The organism is Cupriavidus sp. FW216-B1 (genome assembly GCF_058789195.1).
The window spans coordinates 23,254-41,436 of sequence record NZ_JBYTEL010000007.1 but is presented as its reverse complement, the minus strand read 5'-3'; the positions used below and the strand labels follow the sequence as shown (position 1 = coordinate 41,436).

Here is an 18,183-nt window from a genome sequence, read left to right as displayed (position 1 = left end):
ACATGAACGCAAACATGAACGCACCCGACCCCGCCGCGGCTCCGGACTGGCCCGACGCCCTCTACCTGATCGGCTGCGCCGCGCCGGTCGGCACCGCCCGCCTTGCGCATCCGGCGCACGAGCCCTCCGCGCGGACGATGGGCTTCAAGGCCTTCAACCTGCTGCGCATGGCCGCGCTGGGACTGCCGGTGCCGCCCGCGTTCGCGCTCGGCACGGTCTATTGCGCAAGCGCCGCCACCAGCCCGGCGGCCACCGCGCCCGCGCTCTGGCGGCCCGGGCTGCAGGCCCTGGAACACGCCACCGGCCTGCGCTTCGGCGACGCCAGGCTGCCCCTGCTGCTGTCGGTGCGCTCGGGCGCGCCGGTGTCGATGCCGGGCATGATGGAGACGCTGCTCAACATCGGCCTGTGCGACGCCACGCTGCCCGGCTTTCTGCGCCAGACCGGCAACCCGCGCCTGGCGTGGGACACCTACCGCCGGCTCGTGGCGAGCTACGGCGAAGTGGTGGCCGGCGTGCCGGCGGCGGTGTTCGATGCCGAGAGCGCGGCGCTGGCCGGCACGCGCGACGAGCGCGACCTCGACTTCGCCGAACTGCGCATGCTCACGCGCCGCTACCTGGAAGCCTACGCGCGCGCCGCGGGCACGCCGTTTCCGCAAGACCCGCAGGCCCAGCTGAGCGGCGCGATCGGCGCCGTGTTCGCCAGCTGGCGCTCGCCCAAGGCATGCGAATACCGCCGCCAGCGCGACATCCCCGACACCATCGGCACCGCGGTGACGGTGCAGACGATGGTGTACGGCAATGCCGGCGGGCGCTCGGGCTCGGGCGTCGGCTTCACGCGCGACCCGGTCAGCGGCGAGCCGGCGCTGTGGATCGACTTCCTGTTCAACGCCCAGGGCGAGGACGTGGTCTCGGGGCGGCGCAACGCCTACGGCCACGACGAGCTGGCCGCCGTGATGCCGGCGGTGTGGCAGGACCTGGCCGACGTTGCCGCCACGCTTGAGCGCGCGTTCGGCGACATGCAGGACTTCGAGTTCACGGTGCAGGACGGGCGCCTGTACCTGCTGCAGACCCGCAACGGCAAATGCTCCGCGCAGGCCCTGGCGCGCATCGCGCTCGACCTGTGCGACGCCGGCATCATCCCGGCCGCGGTGGCGCGCGAACGCACCGCCGCGCTGAAGCCGGAGGAACTGGTGGCCACGCACACCGTGTCGCCGGACGGCACGCCGCCGACGCCGCTGGCGCAGGCGGCCAGCGCGGCCAACGGCATCGCCGTCGGCGCGATCGCCTTCGACGAAGCGGCGGCGCGCGCGCGCCAGGCGGCCGGCACGCCGGTGGTGCTGGTGCGGCGCGACGCCGAGACCAGCGACATCGCCGCGCTCGAACTGGCGGCGGGCCTGCTGACCCAGCACGGCGCGCGGACCTCGCACGCCGCCGTGGTCGCGCGCCAGCTCGGCAAAGTGTGCCTGGTCGGCTGCGCCGCGCTGCAGCTCGACGAGACCGCGCGCACGCTGCGCGTCGGCGAGACCACCCTGCATGAAGGCGACCTGCTGACCCTGGACGGCAACCTCGGCCTCGTCTATGCCGGCGCGGTGCGCACCGTGACCGAGCCGCTGGCCGACCTGCAGGCCCGCCTCCGGCGGCTGCGCGGCGCCGATGGCGAAGCCACGGCAGGCATGCGGCCGGCCGCCGGGTAGAAGCGCGCCGCGCTGCGCCGGGGCCGCTCAGACCACGTTGATGACGACGTCGATATTGCCGCGCGTGAGCCTGGAATACGGGCAGGTCTGGTGCGCGGTGTCGGCCAGCGCCCGCGCGACCTCGCGCTCCAGCCCCGGCAGGCTGATGTTCAAGCGCGCCTGCAGGAAATAGGCCTCGCCCGACTTGACGAGATCGACCTCGGCATCCACCGCGAGGTCCGCCGGCAGCGCGACCTTCATCTTGCCCGCGGCCAGTCCCAGCGCGCCGATGAAGCAGGCCGACCAGCCCGCCGCGAACAGCTGTTCCGGGTTGGTGCCGCCGCCCGCGGTGCCGGGGGACGACAACTGGATGTCGAGGCGGCCGTCGCTGCTGCGCGACTTGCCGTCGCGGCCGCCGGTGGTGTGGGTCTTGCCGGTGTAGAGCACTTGCTGCGTCTGGGTCATGATGAACTCCTGGTGGTGAAATCGGGGCGGGCACGGCCGTGCCGCCCGGGGTCAACTCGCCGGCGGCGCGAGCGCGGCCGGCCATGACCGCATGAGACACGGCCGGCATGTCCGCTGTGTATCGGCATCGGCCGCAAGCGTAAGGCAGTGTCAGCGGCGCGCGCGCGGATACACTGCGATACAAAGAGGGCGGCCGGCATGGCCCCCGGCGCGGCCGTCTTCCGGTATTTTCGGTGCCGTTGCCACGCCGTCTTCCGATCCACGCCGAAGGTGCTCCCGATGGAACCTCATATCGATCACATCCTGATCGTCGACGACGACCGGGAAATCCGCGAACTGGTCTCGGCCTACCTGACCAGGAACGGCCTGCGCGTGACCGTCGCGCCGGACGGGCGGCATATGCGCGCCTTCCTCGAAGCCAGTGCCGTCGACCTGATCGTGCTGGACCTGATGCTGCCCGGCGACGACGGCCTGGTCCTGTGCCGCGAGCTGCGCGCCGGCCGCCACAAGGCCACGCCGGTGCTGATGCTGACCGCGCGCAGCGACGAGACCGACCGCATCGTCGGCCTGGAGATGGGCGCCGACGACTACCTGGCCAAGCCATTCGCCGCGCGCGAGCTGCTCGCGCGCATCAAGGCGGTGCTGCGCCGCACGCGCATGCTGCCGCCCAACCTGCAGGTGACGGAAGCCGGCCGGCTGCTGCGCTTCGGCGCGTGGCAGCTCGACACCACCGGCCGCCACCTGATCGACCGCGACGGCACCGCGGTGGCGCTCAGCGGCGCCGAGTACCGCCTGCTGCGCGTGTTCGTCGACCACCCGCAGCGCGTGCTCAACCGCGACCAGCTGCTCAACCTCACGCAGGGGCGCGAGGCCGAGCTGTTCGAGCGCTCCATCGACCTGCTGGTCAGCCGGCTGCGCCAGCGCCTGGCCGACGACGCGCGCGAGCCGGCCTACATCAAGACCGTGCGCAGCGAAGGCTACGTATTCGCCATGCCGGTCGAGATCGCCGAGCCCCGCCAATGAGCGCCGCCGCCGCGCGCCTGCTGCCGCTGCCGCGCACGCTCGGCTCGCGGCTGTTCCTGATCCTGCTCGCCGGGCTGACCATCGCGTACGGGCTGGCCTTCGGCGTGGTCTTCGCCGAGCGTTACCTCACCGCCCGGGCGGTCATGCTGGGCACGCTGGAAAGCGACGTGGCGACCTCCATCGCCATCCTCGACCGCCTTCCCGCCGACGAGCGCGCGCAATGGGTGCCGCGCCTGGACCGCGGCACCTACCGCTTCGTGCTCGGCCCCGGCCTGCCCGGCGTGCCCGACCTCAGCGCGCGCGGCGCCGACATCGCCGCGCGCATCCAGGAAGCGGGCGGCCGGCGCCATCCCGTCAAGATCGAATCCATCCCCGGCGACGGCAAGCGCCTGCAGGCCCACCTGACGCTGAGCGACGGCCGCCCGCTGACCATCGACGTGCATCCCGCGCCGCTGCCGCTGGCGCAGTGGCTGCCTTACGTGCTGGCGATCCAGCTCGTCCTGCTGCTGCTGTGCTGCTGGTTCGCCGTGCGGCTGGCCATCCGCCCGCTGGCCGACCTGGCGCGCGCCGCCGACGCGCTGGACCCGGACAAGCCGGCGCCGCGCCTGAGCGAGGCGGGGCCAGCCGAGGTGGCCCACGCGGCGATGGCGTTCAACGCCATGCGCGACCGCATCGCGCACCACGTGGAGGAGCGGGTGCGGATCCTCGCGGCGATTTCCCACGACCTGCAGACGCCGATCACGCGCATGACGCTGCGCGCCGAGATGGCCGAGGATTCCGCCGGCAAGGACAAGCTCGTGCAGGACCTCGCCGAGATCCAGCGCCTGGTGCGGGAAGGCCTGGCCTATGCGCGCAGCACCCACGGCGACGCGGAGGCCGCCGCGCGCATCGACATCGCCTCGTTCATCGAGAGCCTCGCCTACGACTACCAGGACACCGGCAAGGCCGTGACGACGGCCGGCCGCATCGACGGCGCCATCGTCACGCGCCCCCACGCGCTGCGCCGCATCCTGACCAACCTGATCGACAACGCGCTGAAGTTCGGCGGCGCCGCCGAGCTGTCGGTGCGCAGGGACGCCGGCGGCGCGGTGGTCATCGCGGTGCTGGACCGCGGCCCGGGCATTCCGGAGGACCAGCTGGAAGCGGTGATGCAGCCGTTCTTCCGGCTCGAGCAGTCGCGCAGCCGCGAGACCGGCGGCACCGGGCTGGGGCTGGCCATCGCGCAGCAGCTCGCGCTGGCCATCGGCGGCACGCTCGCGCTGCGCAACCGCGACGGCGGCGGGCTGTGCGCGGAAGTCACCCTGCGCTGAGCCGCCGCTCCTCAGTACTTGTCCACGTCGAGCACCGCCTGCGCGAAGGCCCGCGGGGCCTCCTGCGGCAGGTTGTGGCCGACGCCCCTGATGATGCGGTGCGTGCGCCTGCCCGAGAACATGCCGGCGTAGGCGGTGCCGTCGGTGGCCGGGGCGACGCCGTCGGAATCGCCGTCCAGCGTGATGGTCGGCACGGCGATGACGGGGCCGGCGGCGAGCCGCTTTTCCAGCGCGTCGTGCTTCGGATCGCCGGCGGCCAGGCTCAGCCGCCAGCGGTAGTTGTGGATCACGATGCTGATGTAGTCCGGATTGTCGAAGGACGCCGCGGTGCGCTCGAAGGTGGCGTCGTCGAACTGCCACTGCGGCGAGTTGACCTTCCAGATCAGGTTGGCGAACGCCTTGCGGTTCGCCTCGTAGCCGGCCCGGCCGCGCTCGGTGGCGAAGTAGAACTGATACCACCAGCCCCACTCCGCCTTGGGCGGCAGCGGCAGCTTGTTGCGCTCGAGGTTGTTGATCAGGTAGCCGTTCACCGACACCATCGCCTTGCAGCGCTCGGGCCAGAGCGCGGCGATGATGTTGGCGGTGCGGGCGCCCCAGTCGTAGCCGGCGAGGATGGCGGTCCTGATCCCGAGCGCGTCCATCAGCGCGACGATGTCGAGCGCCACCACCGCCTGCTGCGCGTTGCGGAAGGTCTGCGCGGACAGGAAGCGCGTGGTGCCGTGGCCGCGCAGGTGCGGCACGATCACCCGGTAGCCCGCCGCCGCCAGCATGGGCGCGACGTCGACGAAGCTGTGGATGTCGTAGGGCCAGCCGTGCAGCAGGATCACCACCGGCCCGCCGGCGGGCCCGGCCTCGGCATAGCCGACGTTGAGCTCGCCGGCATCGACCTGCCTGAGCGGGCCGAACGAGGCCAGCGCGCCCGGCGGCGGGCTGGCCTGCGCGTGCGCGAAACGGATCGCGCCGAACGGGGCGGCGGCGAGGGTCATGGCCGCGGCGCCGAACAGGCGGCGGCGCGGCTGGTTGATCTGGTCGGGCATGGTGCTCTCTCCGGGTGATGGCGGGTCATGCACAGCATGCGGGCCGCGTGTATCCCCCGTGTATCGCCGCGCGCCGGACTTGCATGCCCATGTAGCATAGGCGCGGGCGGATACATGGCGATACAAGGCCGGCGCGGCGGAAGCCGCGGGGGCCGGAGAGAGAGAACGCCGGGCGGCATGCGGGCGCCGCCCGGCGCACGCGCCGGCTCAGCGCCGCGCGCGCGAGGCCGGCCCGTGCACCTTGCTCACGCCGCCCTCGCCGCCGCCATGCACGGGCAGCAGCGGCGAGGTGGACGAACTGGACAAGGTGGACGAGGTGGACAAGGTGGACGAGGCGGGCGGCTGCACCACGCGCAGCGTGCGCGTGGCCGGGTCGATGTCCACCCAGGCGCCGTGCGCGATCTGCGCCGTGATGTCGACATCGAAGCCCGCCAGCAGCGTCACGTCGCCGAGCGCCGCGCCCTGGGCCAGGATGGTGTTGACCGAGTTGAGGACGATGGCCAGCGGCGCCATGTGGCGCGACTGCATCTCGTGCAGCATCCAGGCCGTCGCCACGCCGCCCTTGGCGGTGTCGAGGATCAGGATGCGGTCGAGGTACGACTGCCCGGCCAGCTTGTGCCCGGGCCGCGAGAACACCCCTTGCAGGCGGTCGAGGTCGTAGCGCGCAGAGAAGCCGTCGGCGGCGACCAGCGCCTGGCCCGCTACCGGGCGGCCCATCGCGTGGCGGGCGGTGAAGATCGTGTCGCTCATGCGAGTTCTCCGGTTTCTGCCGCGTCGACGCATTGCTCCATCGACGCCAGCATGGGTACGTAGCCGTAGCCGCCCAGGATGTTGACCATCTTGGCGCTGTTGGTGGCCAGCCGCGTCCAGCCCTTGGCCTCGCGGATCTCGCGCGCGTAGGACTGGTAGAAGCACATGCCGGACATCACCGTGCCGCCGGCGCGCTCGATGGCGGCCGTGTAGCCGAAGCGGTCGCAGTCCGGCTTGACCTGCGGGCTCGTGATCGCCAGCAGCGGGCGCTTGAACTGCCGCCCCTCGCACAGCCCCGCCAGCTGGCGCAGCTCAAACAGGCTCAGTTGCGGCGCCGAGAACACCACCACGTCGATCTCCTTTTCCACCGCGTAGCTCTGCTGCAGGCCGCGCACCTCGGCCTGGCCGATGCGGTGCGCCACCGGCAGCGCATCGCCGCCCACGTCGGACAGGCGCGCCGCCTCGGGCGTGATGCCGACCAGGTGGAACAGCGCGACCGAGCCGAAGCTGGCCATCGCCGCGCCGAAATGCTTGAGCTGGTCGGAGGTCGGCGCGGCTTCGAGGCCCTCGATGACCGGCACCTGCCAGTAGTTGCCCGCCAGCCGCCCGATCACGCCGCCCAGCGCGCCCCAGTCGTTGAGGCTCCGCGGCGTCCAGTCCACGCGCAGCCGCAGCGTGGCCCGGCGCTGCGCGTCGAGGTGAAAGCCGTAGCGCGGCGTGCGCCCGGTCAGGCCCGCCGCCAGCGCCGACGGCCCGCCCTCGAAGTTCGAGCGCGCGCCGCTGACCGAATTCGAATAGATGACCACGCCGGTGTCGCCGAACGCCACGTGCTCGCCGCGCGTGGCGGCCAGCACGGTCTGGTAGTTGATGCAGGTGTCGGTCATGCTCACGCCCAGGCGCGTGAAGGCGTCGATGGCGCGGCGCTCCAGCTCCAGCATCCACTCGGCCTGGCCGAGCAGCGAAGCCTTCTCGAAATCGGTGCCGCGCGGGTCGGTGATGGTGGGGATGCGCACGCGCCCGTCGCCGGCGTCGGCCAGCCGCTCCAGCCACATCACGCCGGCCTGCCCCAGGCTCTCGGTATCGGCCATGATGTGGGCCTGCGACACCGGCACGAAATCCTGCGCGCCAAAAAAGTCGCCTACCTTGATCTGGTGTTCGATGACAGTGCGCGCCACGGTGCCGGCCTCGCCGGCCAGCATGGCTGCCTCTTCGTCGTTGAGTCTCATGTCGTTCTCTGTCGTTGTCTCTGGTGGGGGTTCCGGATAGCGGGTGGCCGGCGCCGGGGTCAACCCGGCGGCCGCGCGCGCGTCTGCACGCCGGCCAGCGGGCCTTGCGCGGTGACGACGAACTCGTACCGGTCGGGGCGCACGTGGAAGGCCGAGATCTCGCACAGCGCGTCCTGCTCGTCGAACGAGCGGCGCAGCAGCACCAGCGCGAAGCCGCCGGGCCCCAGCGCCAGCGACGCCGCCACCGGCGCGCTGGCCTGCTCGGCGCTGATGGTGGTTTCCACGCGCGCGACGCGGTGGCCGAGGCCCTGCTCGACGATGCCGTAGATGGTGCGCTCGGCCGCGACTTGCTCGCCCAGCGCCAGCGCCGCGTCGGGCAGCCACGATGCCACCACCGCCAGCGGCTCGCCGTCGACCAGGTAGCGCCGCTCCAGGTAGGTCGACAGGCCGGGCGCGCGCGGCGCGCGCGCGCCGAACGCGGTCAGCGTGGTTTCGGGGATCACGCCCTGGCACAGCAGTTCGTCGTAGAAGCCGCGCGGCGTGTCGAGCTGATGCCGCACGCGCCCGCGCGAGACGAAGGTGCCCTTGCCCTGGCGGGTCTCGATCAGCCCTTCGTCGACCAGCTTGCGCAGCGCCTGGCGCGCGGTCACGCGGCTGATGCCGAAGCGGCGCTGCAGCGCCGCCTCCGAGGGCAGCAGCGTGCCGCGCCCGGCGTCGATGCCGTCCCGCAGGATGCGGCAGACCTGCTCGTACAGCGGCGTGGCGGCGTGGCGGTCCAGCACCGCGTCGGCGCGGATCTCCAGCGTCTCAGTCAACCGTCGCTCCCGAACTCTTCACCGCGCGCGCCCACTTGGGGACTTCGGTCTCCACCAGCGCGCGCAGCTCCGCGGCGCTGCTGCCGACCGGCTCGATGCCCAGCTTGCCCAGCTGCTCGCGCATCTCGGCGCTGCGCATGACCCGGGCGGTTTCCGCCTGCAGCTTCTGCTGCACGGCGGCCGGCAGGCCCGCCGGCGCGAACAGCGCCCACCAGGCCTCGGCCTCGTAGCCGGGCACGCCGGCCTCCGCCATCGTCGGCACGTCGGGCAGCACCGGGCTGCGGCGCGTGCCGGAGACCGCCAGCGCGCGCAGCTTGCCGGCGCGGATGTTGGCCAGCGGCGACTGCACCGGGTCGAACATGGCGGGAATCTGCCCGCTCAGCAGGTCCGAGATGGCCGGCGCGCTGCCCTTGTAGGGCACGTGCAGCAGCTCGGCGTGCACCGCGTCGGCGAACAGCGCGCCCGCGAGGTGCCCCGGCGAGCCGCTGCCGGCCGAGCCGTAGGCGATCGACTTCGGCTTGCTGCGCGCCAGCGCGATGAACTCGGCCAGCGTGTGGGCGGGCACCGAGGGGTTGACCGCCAGCACCACCGGCGCCGACGCCAGCAGCGAGATCGGCGTGAAGTCGGTCGACGGCTGGTACGGCAGCTTGCGGTACAGGCTCTGGTTGATGGCGTTGGTGCCCACCGTGCCGAGCAGCAGCGTGTAGCCGTCGGCCGGCGACTTGGCGACGAGGTCGGCGCCGATGATGCCGCCGGCGCCGCCGCGGTTGTCCACCACCACCTGCTGCCCGAGCTGGTGCGACAGCGCCTGCGCCAGCGGGCGCGCCACGATGTCGGTGGGCCCGCCGGGCGGGAATGGCACCACCAGGCGGATGGCCTGCTTCGGGTAGGCCTCGGCGGCGGATGCGGCGAGTGTGGCGAACGGCAGGACGGAGAACAGGCTGAAGGCGGCGGCGCAGGCCGCCGCGAAAACGCGGGTGGACACGGTGATTCCTCAAGCGGGCGCCGGACAGGTCCGGGCGAAGACTTGTATTGAAACGTATTAATACGAGTTTTCTAACGAAGGCTTTCGCACATGCATATGCGAACCCTGCGGCCACAACGCGTACCGCTGCCGCGCGCCGCTGCCGCCGGACGCCGCGCCAGCCGGCAAATACGCATATGAACGAAGCTTCGTTTGCCGGTCGCGAGCGCCGGGCTAGCATCATGGCCTGTTGCCGCGCGGCGTCCGGCCTGGCCGGACGCGCCGCGGCGCCCACCGGAAACCAACTTGACTCCAGCCATCCCGACCGTGCCCGGCACCTCCGGCCGCACTTCCAGCAGCACCTCCCGCCGCACCTTCCTGCTCGGCACCGCCCGCGCCGGCGCCAGCCTGGCCGCCCTGGGCGCGCTGTCGGCATGCGCCACCACCGCCGCCACCGCCGAGCCGGTCGCCGAGACCACCTCGGGCCGCCTGCGCGGCACGCGCGCGCAAGGCGCGTTCGCGTTCCGCGGCGTGCCCTATGCCGCCACCACCGCCGGCGACAACCGCTTCCGCCCGCCGCTCGAGCGCCAGCCGTGGGCGGGCGTGCGCGACGCCCTGCAAGGCGGCGCCTCGGCCCCGCAGCCGCAGGTCGGCAGCCCGGCCGAGTTCGCCTGGTACTGGTCGGCCATCCCCGCGAGCGAGGACTGCCTGTCGCTGTCGGTATTCACGCCGGCGCTGCGCGACCACCGGCGCCGCCCCGTGCTGGTGTGGCTGCACGGCGGCGCGTTCGCCATCGGCGCCGGCACCTCGGCGGGCTTCGACGGCAGCCACCTGGCGGTGTCGCAGGACGTGGTGGTGGTGTCCGTCAACCATCGCCTCAACGTGCTGGGCGGGCTGTTCACCGGCGAGCATCCCGAGCAGTTGTCCGCCGAGTCGGGCAACCTCGGCACGCTCGACCAGCTCGCCGCGCTGAAATGGATCAAGGCCAATGCCGAGTCGTTCGGCGGCGACCCGGCCAACATCACGGTGTTCGGCCAGTCGGGCGGCGCGGCCAAGGTCACGGCGCTGCTGGGCCTGCCCGCCGCGCGCGGCTACATCCAGCGCGCCATCGTGCAGAGCGGCTCGGGCGCGTGGAAGCTGGCCGGGCCCGAGGCGGCGGCGCGCGCCGCGCATGCGTTCCTGCGCGAGTTCGGCCTGAACGCCGCCAGCGCGGGCCGCCTGCGCGAGGTGCCGGTGGCGCAGCTGGTGGCCGCGTTCGCCAAGGTGTCGGGCGCCGCCGGCGGCGTCAGCGAGTTCCGCCCGACGCTGGACGGCCGGGTGTTCGCCGACGAGCCGTTCGACCCGGTGGCCTCGCCGCTGGCGGCGGACGTGCCGGTGCTGATCGGCAACGCCGCCGACGAAGCCACCTTCTTCCTCGCCGCCGACCCGCGCAACTTCTCGCTGGGCGCCGCCCAGGCGCGCCAGCGCATCCAGCGCTTCCTGCGGCTCGACGGCGCCGCCACCGACCGGCTGATCGAGGCCTACCGCGAGCGCGACGGCAAGGCCACGCCGAGCGAGCTGCTGATCCGCATCGCCGGCGACTACAACTACCGGCTGCCGACGCTGGCCGTGGCCGAGCGCAAGGCCGCGCAGCAAGGCGCGCCGGTCTATGCCTACGAGTTCGACTGGAAATCGCCCGCGCGCGGCGGCGCGCTGGGCTCGCCGCACACAGCGGAGGTGCCGTTCATCTTCGGCACGCTCGACGCGGCGCGGCCGCTGGTGCAGGACAGCCCTGACCAGCTCCAGGTGCGCGATCGCATGGGCGCGATCTGGGCGCAGTTCGCGCGCACCGGCCGGCCAGGCGACACGGTGTCGGGCTGGACGCCCTACGACGGCGCGGCGCGCACCACCGCGCTGCTGGGCAAGTCATGGGAGGCGCGGCGCGATCCCGCCGCGCACGCGCGCGCGGCGTTCGCGGGCATCCCGCTGTACGAGTACAGCTTCCCGGTGTCGTTCACCCGCGACTGACGCGGCTGACGCCGGCCGCTGCTGGCCGCTGCCGGCCGCGCGCCCGGCGCCATGCCGGCGCGCGGCGGCTTCGCGCTCAGCGGTGCGCCTGCCACGGCGTCAGCGCGCGCGACAGCCGCCGCATGGCGAGGTCGAACAGGTAGGCGATCAGGCCGATCAGCACGATGCCCATGACCACCACGTCGGTGCGCAGGAAGTTCGACGCATTGAGCACCAGCTGGCCGAGCCCGGCCGTGGCCGCCACCATCTCCGCCGCGACCAGCGTGGTCCAGCCGAAGCCGATGGCGATGCGCAGCCCGGTCAGGATGTCCGGCAGCGCCGACGGCAGGATGACGTGGCGCACGAGCTGCGCGCGCGTGGCGCCCATCGACAAGGCCGCATGCAGCTGCTCGGCCTGCACGCCGGCCACCCCGGCGCGCGTGGCCAGCGCGATCGGCGCGAAGCAGGCCAGATAGATCAGCAGCAGCTTGGCGGTCTCGTCGATGCCGAACCAGATCACGATCAGCGGCAGGTAGGCCAGCGGCGGCAGCGGGCGGTAGAACTCCAGCACCGGGTCGAGGATGCCGCGCGCCACGCGGCTGGTCCCCATCAGCAGCCCCACCGGCACCGCGCTCAGCGCCGCCAGCGCGAACGCGCCGAACACGCGCCACAGGCTCCAGCCGATGTGCTGCCACAGCGGCAGGCCGCCCTGCACGTTGCCGTCCCACGCCTGCACCGCGGCGCGCCAGACCGCCGCCGGCGGCGGCAGGAACAGCGGCGCGATCCAGCCCGCCGCGGTCACGCCCCACCAGCCGGCCAGCAGCGCCACGACCGTCGCCACGGTGATGGCCGCGGTCCCGCCGCTGCCCAGCCGCGGAAACGGCCGCGCCGCGGGCAGCGGCCCGGCTGATGCGGCTGAGGCAGCCGCCCCGGCCGGCACCTCGCCGGGCGCCGCCGCGATGGCGGGACGGATGAGGTCGTCGGCCTCGCTCATGCGCCTTGTCCGTGAACGAGTTGCAGCAGGCGCTCGCGCCAGTCGATGAACTCGGGCAACGATTTCACCGCCCTAGCGTCGCCGCCGTCGATATAGCGCCGCAGGAACGGCACCTGGAAATCGTGGGTGATGCGGCCCGGCCCCGCCGACATGACGATCACGCGGGTGCCCAGGAACAGCGCTTCCTCCACGCTGTGCGTGATGAAGAAGACGGTCTTGCCGGTGGCCGCCCAGACCCGCGCCAGCACTTCCTGGACCGACTCGCGCGAGAGCGCGTCGAGCGCGCCCATCGGCTCGTCCATCAGGAGCACGCGCGGATCGTTGGCCAGCGCGCGCGCAATGCCCACGCGCTGCTGCATGCCGCCGGACAACTGGTAGATTGGCGTGGCGCCGTGGCGCTCCAGGCCGACCAGCGCGAGCTTCTCCCGCGCCACCGCGAGGCGCGCGGCGCGCGGCACGCCGCGAAAGCGCAGGCCCAGCGCGACGTTGTCCTGCACGTTGAGCCACGGCATCAGCGCATGCTTCTGGAACACCACGCCCAGCCCGGGGCCGGGACCAGACACCGCCTCGCCGTCGAGCAGCACCTTGCCGGCGGACGGCCGGATGAATCCCGCGAGGCAGTTCAGCAAGGTGGTCTTGCCGCAGCCCGACGGCCCCAGCGCGACCACGAACTCGGCCGGCGCGATGGACAGGTCCACGCCGGCAAGCGCGAGCGGCGCCTGCGCGCCGGACGGCGCGAAGCGCACCGACAGGCGGCGCGCCTCGATCCGGCCGCCGGCCTTCGGGCTGCCGGCATGGCCGGGCGCGTGGCCGGGCATGTGACTTACTGCGCTGCCTTGCGTACCCATGTCGCGTTCACGCCGGACGCATAGTCAGGCAGCACGTTCTGGATGGTGCCCTGCTCTTTCAGGAAGGCCGCGGTGGCCGCCAGCGACCTGGCCGCGCCGCCGCCGAGCCAGGCCGCCGAGGCCTGCTGCTGCAAGGTCGGGAATTCGTACAGCGCGAGGCTGGCCGGCACCTCGGCCGGCTCGGCGCCGGACCATTTCGCCACCGCCTTGACCTGGGCCGAATCGGCGCTCCAGGCGGACTTGTTGTTGCGGTACGCCGCGTCGGTGTCGGCCAGTATCTTGACGAACTCCGTCAGGAAGGCGTCGTTGTCGCGCGCGAACGCCTTGCTCACCACGATGCCGTCGAACGTGGCCTTGCCGGTCTGCGCGGCGATCTTGCCCGAGGTGGTCAGCACCTGCCCGCTCTTCTTGGCCTTGGCGAGAACCGGGTCCCAGATGAAGGTGGCGTCGATGTCGCCGCGCTCCCACGCGGCGGCGATTTCCGGCGGACGCATGTTGACGATCCTGACGCCGCGCGGATCGACCTTGGCGGCCTCCAGCGCCAGCAGCGTGTGGAAGTGCGAGGTGGACACGAACGGCACCGCCAGGCGCTTGCCCTTGAGGTCCGCCAGCGACCTGACGTTGCTGCCGTTGCGCACCACCAGCGCCTCGGCATCGTTGATGTTGTCGAGAATCCAGAACAACTCGATGTCGAGGCCCTGCGACAGCCCCGAGGCGATCGGCGCCGAGCCGGCCTCGCCGATCTGCACCGAGCCCGAGGCCAGCGCGCGGATCACGTCGGCGCCGCTGGCCAGCTTGCGGAAGCTGACCTTGTAGCCGGTTTTCTTCTCGACCGCCTGCGCGTCCTGCGCATAGCGCCAGGGCACGACCATGTCCTGGTAGGCGATCACCACCTCCCGGGATTGCGCCGCGGCGCCGCCCGCCAGCAGCAGCGTCGCGCAGACCATCATCGTGTTCAGAAAGCGCTTCATGTGTGTGTCGTCCCGGATCGAAAGGAACCAGTATAAGAAGCGGCATTTTTCGCCCGAACGAAGATTTCCTCCCATGCTTATCCACATTCGGCCCACGCCGCATATGCGGCCAATGCCCAAGCTATCTCGCAAATATTCTTACGCGCGGACGGCGGCGGCGCTCAAATGATGCCCTGCACATTCACCGCCTCAGGCATCCAACGGCATGGCTCTCGACATCTTCTGGTTCCTCCCCACTTCCGGCGACACGCGCTACCTGGGCAAGTCCGACTTCGGCCGCGCGCCGACCATCCCCTACCTGCGCCAGATCGCCGTCACCGCGGAGAACCTCGGTTACGACGGCCTGCTGATCCCGACCGGCGCCTCGTGCCTGGATCCGTGGGTGGTCGCCTCCAGCCTGGTGCCGGTCACGCAGCGCATCAAGCTGCTGGTGGCGCTGCGCACGTCGCTCGGCGGCCCGGGCCCGTCGGCGCGGCAGGCCGCCACGCTCGACCAGGCGCTGAACGGCCGGCTGCTGCTCAACGTGGTGCCGGGCGGCGACGCCACCGAACTGGAGGCCGATGGCGTGTTCCTCGCCCACGACGAGCGCTACCAGGCCGCCGACGAGTACCTGCAGATCTGGACCCGCCTGCTGCGCGGGGAGACCGTCGATTTCGACGGCAAGCACTACAGCATCCGCAAGGGGCAGGTGTTCCACGCGCCGGCGCAGAAGCCCTATCCGCCGCTGTATTTCGGCGGCTCCTCCGACGCGGCGCACGACCTCGCCGCCAAACACGTGGATGCCTACCTGACCTGGGGCGAGCCGCCCGCGCAGGTGGCGCAAAAGATCGCCGACGTGCGTGCCCGCGCAGCCAAGCTGGGGCGCACGGTGCGCTTCGGCGTGCGCCTGCACGTGATCGTGCGCGAAACCGGCGAGGAAGCGTGGGCGGCCGCCGAGCGGCTGATCAGCAAGCTGACCGACGACGACATCGCGCGCGCGCAGCAGAACTACGCGCGCATGGATTCGGTGGGGCAGCAGCGCATGGCCGCGCTGCACGGCGGGCGGCGCGACCGGCTGGAGATCGCCCCCAACCTGTGGGCCGGCGTGGGGCTGGTGCGCGGCGGCGCCGGCACGTCGCTGGTGGGCGACGCCGAGACCGTGGCCGCGCGGCTGGCCGAGTACGCGGCGCTGGGCGTGGACTCGTTCGTGCTGTCCGGCTATCCGCATCTGGAGGAAGCGATCCGCTTCGCCGAGCTGGTGTTCCCGCTGCTGGGCAAGGAAGCGGTGACGCTGCGCGACCAGGCGCAGACCGGCGGCGCGTTCGACATTCGCGCCCGCTGAGGGCGGGCGCGAATGTCGAACATAAAGGCGAACGTAAAGGCGAACCGGGCCGGCGGCAATCCGCGCGGGGATCGCGGTGCCGGCCGGCCCGAAGGCGACGGCGCTTACTTGGCCGTCGGCATGGCGAACTCGGCGCCGCGGGTGGTGTCGTCCGGCCAGCGCTGCATGACGCTCTTCTGCTTCGTGTAGAAGCGCACGCCCTCTTCGCCATAGGCGTGCATGTCGCCGAACAGCGAGCGCTTCCAGCCGCCGAAGCCGTGCCATGCCATCGGCACCGGAATGGGCACGTTGATGCCGACCATGCCGACTTCGATGCGGCGGGCGAATTCGCGCGCGATCTGGCCGTCGCGGGTGTAGCAGGCCACGCCGTTGCCGAATTCGTGCTCGTTGACCAGCCTGACCGCGTGGGCGAAGTCGTCGGCGCGCACGCACGCCAGCACCGGACCGAAGATCTCTTCCTTGTAGATGCGCATCTCCGGGGTCACGTTGTCGAACAGCGTGCCGCCCGTGAAGAAGCCCTGCTCGTGGCCCGGCACCTTGTAGTTGCGGCCATCCACGAGCAGCTTCGCGCCCTCTTCCACGCCGAGCGCGATGTAGCCTTCGATGCGTTCCAGCGCCTGCCGCGTGACGACCGGCCCCATTTCGGCATCGGGCTCCATGCCGTTGCGGATGACCAGTTCGCGCGCGCGCGCTTCCAGCTTGGGCATGATCTTGTCGGCGACGTCGCCGACCAGCACCGCCACCGAGATGGCCATGCAGCGCTCGCCGGCCGAGCCGTAGGCCGCGCCGATCAGGCCGTCCACGGCCTGGTCGATGTCGGCGTCGGGCATCACCACCATGTGGTTCTTGGCGCCGCCCAGCGCCTGCACGCGCTTGCCCAGCCTGGCGCCGGTTTCATAGATGTAGTTGGCGATCGGGGTCGAGCCGACGAAGCTGACGGCCTTGACGTCCGCGTGCTGCAGCAGCGCGTCGACCACGGTCTTGTCGCCCTGGACCACGTTGAACACGCCGTCGGGCAGACCCGCCTGCTTGAGCAGGCCGGCGATGAACAGCGACGCGGACGGATCGCGCTCGCTCGGCTTGAGGATGAACGCATTGCCGGCGGCAATGGCCACCGGGAACATCCAGCACGGCACCATGCACGGGAAGTTGAACGGCGTGATGCCGGCGACCACGCCCAGCGGCTGGCGCAGCGTCCAGTTGTCCATGCCGGTGGAAACCTGGTCGGTGAAGTCGCCCTTGAGCAACTGCGGAATGCCGCAGGCGAACTCGATGATGTCGATGCCGCGGCTGACCTCGCCGGCCGCGTCGCTCAGCACCTTGCCGTGCTCGGCGGTGATGATGGCGGCCAGTTCGTCCTTGTGCCGGTTCATCAGCTCGAGGAACTTCAGCATGACGCGCGCGCGGCGGATCGGCGGCGTGTCGGCCCATGCCGGAAACGCGGCCTTCGCGCTCGCCACGGCCGCGTCCACGTCTTCCACCGAGCCCAGGCGGACCTGCCGCGCGACGGCGCCGGTGGCCGGATTGAACACGTCCTGGGTGCGCGTGCCGGTGCCGACGTACGGCTTGCCGGAAACGTGGTGGATGACTTCGGCGGAACTGGTGTAAGGCGCGGTCACGGGTATCTCCTGTCGATTGTGCGTCCATGCGGTCGACGCAGTATATGAATGGCGCGGGCAACCGGGTAGACGTCCTTTGCCAAACATATTGTTCAGGATTTTGACCTGCTACCATGCCATGCATGCGAATGATCGGCATCGCGGAGATGTAGTGCGCGGTAGTGCACGGTAGTGCGCGGCGGGAGGCGGCGACAAGAATGCGGCAAGGAAACGTGGAATATCTCTGGGAGCACCTGCACTGGCTCGTGGTGCTCGACCAGCAGGGCAGCTTCAGCAAGGCGGCCGCCCGGCTGGGGGTCAGCAAGGCGTCGATGAGCCAGCACATCGCCGACCTGGAGAAGGCGGCCGGCATCATGCTCGTGCAGCGCACGACGAGAAGCGCCACGCTCACGGCGGCGGGGCGCGAGCTGGTCGAGTCGACGCGCGGCGCGTTCGATCGGATTGCGACGAGCTTCGCCAATGTCCGCGATCTGGCCGGCGCCCCGCGCGGCCTGCTGCGCGTGACCGCGCCGGTGGCGTTTTCCCGCCAGCAGCTGGTCCCGACGTTGCCGGCCTTCCTGCGGCGCTACCCGGACATACAGATCGAGCTGGACATGTCCGACCGCATCCGCCCGCTGGCCCAGGAAGGCTTCGACCTGGCCGTGCGCCATACCGCCGCCCCGCCGGAGACGCACGTGGCGTGGGCCCTGGCGCCGACGCGGACGGTGCTCGCGGCCAGCCGCGCCTACCTGCGCGCGCGCGGCATGCCGGCCTCCCCGGCCGCGCTCGCCGGGCACGTCTGCCTGCACTACCCGCGCACGCATGGCACGCCCACGTGGACCTTCGTGTCGGCCGATGCCGGGCAGCCGGACCCCGTCACGGTGCCGGTCTCGGGCCAGCTGGCCGTCAACAACAGCGAGGCCTTGCGGGACGCCGCGATGTCGGGCCTCGGCATCGCCCTGCTGCCCGATTTCAGCGCCCAGTCCGCGCTGCAGAGCGGCCGGCTGGTCGAGGTCCTGCCCGGCTGGCGCTCCACCGGCGTCTTCGGCGAATGGCTGTACGCGATCCGGCCCTACTCGGCCCATGCGTCCAGGGTCTCGCAGGTATTCGTCGAGTACCTGCGCGAGGCCTACGCGCAGGGCTTCGCGCCGCGCCAGCCAAAACGCCTTCACCGGACTTGAGCGGCCCGGTGAAGGCGTGGG

The 18,183-nt window shown here is 71.9% G+C and carries 16 protein-coding genes; 6 read left to right on the top strand and 10 right to left on the bottom strand.

Features of this window, described 5'->3' with window-relative positions:
• The first annotated feature begins 14 nt into the window (after positions 1 to 14).
• Positions 15 to 1,694, top strand: a complete 1,680-nt coding sequence (locus AC3WXD_RS16735) for a PEP/pyruvate-binding domain-containing protein (RefSeq protein WP_492324211.1) — start codon at positions 15 to 17, stop codon at positions 1,692 to 1,694.
• 27 nt (positions 1,695 to 1,721) lie between these two features.
• Here AC3WXD_RS16735 and AC3WXD_RS16730 read toward each other — a convergent pair whose 3' ends face one another.
• Complete coding sequence (locus AC3WXD_RS16730) at positions 1,722 to 2,138, bottom strand: organic hydroperoxide resistance protein (protein WP_492324210.1); 417 nt, start codon at positions 2,136 to 2,138, stop codon at positions 1,722 to 1,724.
• 279 nt (positions 2,139 to 2,417) lie between these two features.
• Between AC3WXD_RS16730 and AC3WXD_RS16725 the strand changes: the two genes are divergently transcribed.
• Together AC3WXD_RS16725 and AC3WXD_RS16720 are read left to right on the top strand one after the other, a co-directional pair.
• Positions 2,418 to 3,161, top strand: coding sequence for a response regulator (locus AC3WXD_RS16725; RefSeq protein WP_020203962.1), 744 nt, complete (start codon positions 2,418 to 2,420; stop codon positions 3,159 to 3,161).
• Positions 3,158 to 4,471 (top strand): sensor histidine kinase, encoded by a 1,314-nt coding sequence (locus AC3WXD_RS16720; protein ID WP_492324209.1) that lies wholly within the window; start codon positions 3,158 to 3,160, stop codon positions 4,469 to 4,471. Before AC3WXD_RS16725 ends, AC3WXD_RS16720 begins: the two co-directional genes overlap by 4 nt.
• Before the next feature lie 11 nt (positions 4,472 to 4,482).
• Here the strand turns inward: AC3WXD_RS16720 and AC3WXD_RS16715 are convergent, their stop codons facing one another.
• From AC3WXD_RS16715 to AC3WXD_RS16695, 5 genes are all read right to left on the bottom strand, one after another.
• Complete coding sequence (locus AC3WXD_RS16715; RefSeq protein ID WP_492324208.1) at positions 4,483 to 5,508, bottom strand: alpha/beta fold hydrolase; 1,026 nt, start codon at positions 5,506 to 5,508, stop codon at positions 4,483 to 4,485.
• Positions 5,509 to 5,715: 207 nt separating this feature from the next.
• A complete protein-coding gene (locus tag AC3WXD_RS16710) occupies positions 5,716 to 6,258 on the bottom strand; it encodes an aconitase X swivel domain-containing protein (protein ID WP_492324207.1) in 543 nt (180 codons plus the stop codon).
• Complete coding sequence (locus AC3WXD_RS16705) at positions 6,255 to 7,484, bottom strand: aconitase X (protein WP_492324206.1); 1,230 nt, start codon at positions 7,482 to 7,484, stop codon at positions 6,255 to 6,257. The genes AC3WXD_RS16710 and AC3WXD_RS16705 overlap by 4 nt, the downstream gene beginning before the upstream one ends.
• 59 nt (positions 7,485 to 7,543) lie before the next feature.
• Positions 7,544 to 8,299 (bottom strand): GntR family transcriptional regulator, encoded by a 756-nt coding sequence (locus AC3WXD_RS16700; protein ID WP_492324205.1) that lies wholly within the window; start codon positions 8,297 to 8,299, stop codon positions 7,544 to 7,546.
• The gene (locus AC3WXD_RS16695) at positions 8,292 to 9,284 is read right to left on the bottom strand and encodes a tripartite tricarboxylate transporter substrate binding protein (protein WP_492324204.1); all 993 of its coding nucleotides are present in this window, start codon (positions 9,282 to 9,284) and stop codon (positions 8,292 to 8,294) included. The genes AC3WXD_RS16700 and AC3WXD_RS16695 overlap by 8 nt, the downstream gene beginning before the upstream one ends.
• A 285-nt stretch (positions 9,285 to 9,569) precedes the next feature.
• Here AC3WXD_RS16695 and AC3WXD_RS16690 point away from each other — a divergent pair, with 285 nt between their 5' ends.
• Positions 9,570 to 11,270: a carboxylesterase/lipase family protein gene (locus AC3WXD_RS16690; protein ID WP_492324203.1), complete on the top strand. Its 1,701-nt coding sequence runs from the start codon at positions 9,570 to 9,572 to the stop codon at positions 11,268 to 11,270.
• A 76-nt stretch (positions 11,271 to 11,346) separates the two neighbouring features.
• On the opposite strand, the gene AC3WXD_RS16685 is transcribed toward AC3WXD_RS16690, so the two are convergent.
• From AC3WXD_RS16685 to tauA, 3 genes are read right to left on the bottom strand one after another with little or no spacing between them, the layout of a single operon-like run.
• Positions 11,347 to 12,243: an ABC transporter permease subunit gene (locus AC3WXD_RS16685; protein WP_492324202.1), complete on the bottom strand. Its 897-nt coding sequence runs from the start codon at positions 12,241 to 12,243 to the stop codon at positions 11,347 to 11,349.
• Positions 12,240 to 13,061: a taurine ABC transporter ATP-binding protein gene (locus tag AC3WXD_RS16680; RefSeq protein WP_492324333.1), complete on the bottom strand. Its 822-nt coding sequence runs from the start codon at positions 13,059 to 13,061 to the stop codon at positions 12,240 to 12,242. Before AC3WXD_RS16680 ends, AC3WXD_RS16685 begins: the two co-directional genes overlap by 4 nt.
• Positions 13,062 to 13,066: 5 nt before the next feature.
• Positions 13,067 to 14,062: a taurine ABC transporter substrate-binding protein gene (gene tauA, locus AC3WXD_RS16675; RefSeq protein WP_059412315.1), complete on the bottom strand. Its 996-nt coding sequence runs from the start codon at positions 14,060 to 14,062 to the stop codon at positions 13,067 to 13,069.
• A 205-nt stretch (positions 14,063 to 14,267) separates the two neighbouring features.
• Between tauA and ssuD the strand changes: the two genes are divergently transcribed.
• Positions 14,268 to 15,383: an FMNH2-dependent alkanesulfonate monooxygenase gene (gene ssuD, locus AC3WXD_RS16670; protein ID WP_492324201.1), complete on the top strand. Its 1,116-nt coding sequence runs from the start codon at positions 14,268 to 14,270 to the stop codon at positions 15,381 to 15,383.
• A 104-nt stretch (positions 15,384 to 15,487) separates the two neighbouring features.
• Here ssuD and AC3WXD_RS16665 read toward each other — a convergent pair whose 3' ends face one another.
• Positions 15,488 to 17,002: a CoA-acylating methylmalonate-semialdehyde dehydrogenase gene (locus tag AC3WXD_RS16665; RefSeq protein WP_492324200.1), complete on the bottom strand. Its 1,515-nt coding sequence runs from the start codon at positions 17,000 to 17,002 to the stop codon at positions 15,488 to 15,490.
• A gap of 197 nt (positions 17,003 to 17,199) precedes the next feature.
• Between AC3WXD_RS16665 and AC3WXD_RS16660 the strand changes: the two genes are divergently transcribed.
• Positions 17,200 to 18,162: a LysR family transcriptional regulator gene (locus tag AC3WXD_RS16660; protein ID WP_029043815.1), complete on the top strand. Its 963-nt coding sequence runs from the start codon at positions 17,200 to 17,202 to the stop codon at positions 18,160 to 18,162.
• Positions 18,163 to 18,183: the final 21 nt, after the last annotated feature.

Coding starts and splice junctions, on each gene's coding strand:
- AC3WXD_RS16735 (WP_492324211.1), top strand. CDS start 15: ATGAACGCACCCGACCCCGCCGCGGCTCCGGACTGGCCCGACGCCCTC.
- AC3WXD_RS16660 (WP_029043815.1), top strand. CDS start 17,200: ATGCGGCAAGGAAACGTGGAATATCTCTGGGAGCACCTGCACTGGCTC.
- AC3WXD_RS16715 (WP_492324208.1), bottom strand. CDS start 5,508: ATGCCCGACCAGATCAACCAGCCGCGCCGCCGCCTGTTCGGCGCCGCG.
- AC3WXD_RS16705 (WP_492324206.1), bottom strand. CDS start 7,484: ATGAGACTCAACGACGAAGAGGCAGCCATGCTGGCCGGCGAGGCCGGC.
- AC3WXD_RS16685 (WP_492324202.1), bottom strand. CDS start 12,243: ATGAGCGAGGCCGACGACCTCATCCGTCCCGCCATCGCGGCGGCGCCC.
- AC3WXD_RS16710 (WP_492324207.1), bottom strand. CDS start 6,258: ATGAGCGACACGATCTTCACCGCCCGCCACGCGATGGGCCGCCCGGTA.
- AC3WXD_RS16730 (WP_492324210.1), bottom strand. CDS start 2,138: ATGACCCAGACGCAGCAAGTGCTCTACACCGGCAAGACCCACACCACC.
- ssuD (WP_492324201.1), top strand. CDS start 14,268: ATGGCTCTCGACATCTTCTGGTTCCTCCCCACTTCCGGCGACACGCGC.
- tauA (WP_059412315.1), bottom strand. CDS start 14,062: ATGAAGCGCTTTCTGAACACGATGATGGTCTGCGCGACGCTGCTGCTG.
- AC3WXD_RS16720 (WP_492324209.1), top strand. CDS start 3,158: ATGAGCGCCGCCGCCGCGCGCCTGCTGCCGCTGCCGCGCACGCTCGGC.
- AC3WXD_RS16725 (WP_020203962.1), top strand. CDS start 2,418: ATGGAACCTCATATCGATCACATCCTGATCGTCGACGACGACCGGGAA.
- AC3WXD_RS16680 (WP_492324333.1), bottom strand. CDS start 13,061: ATGCCCGGCCACGCGCCCGGCCATGCCGGCAGCCCGAAGGCCGGCGGC.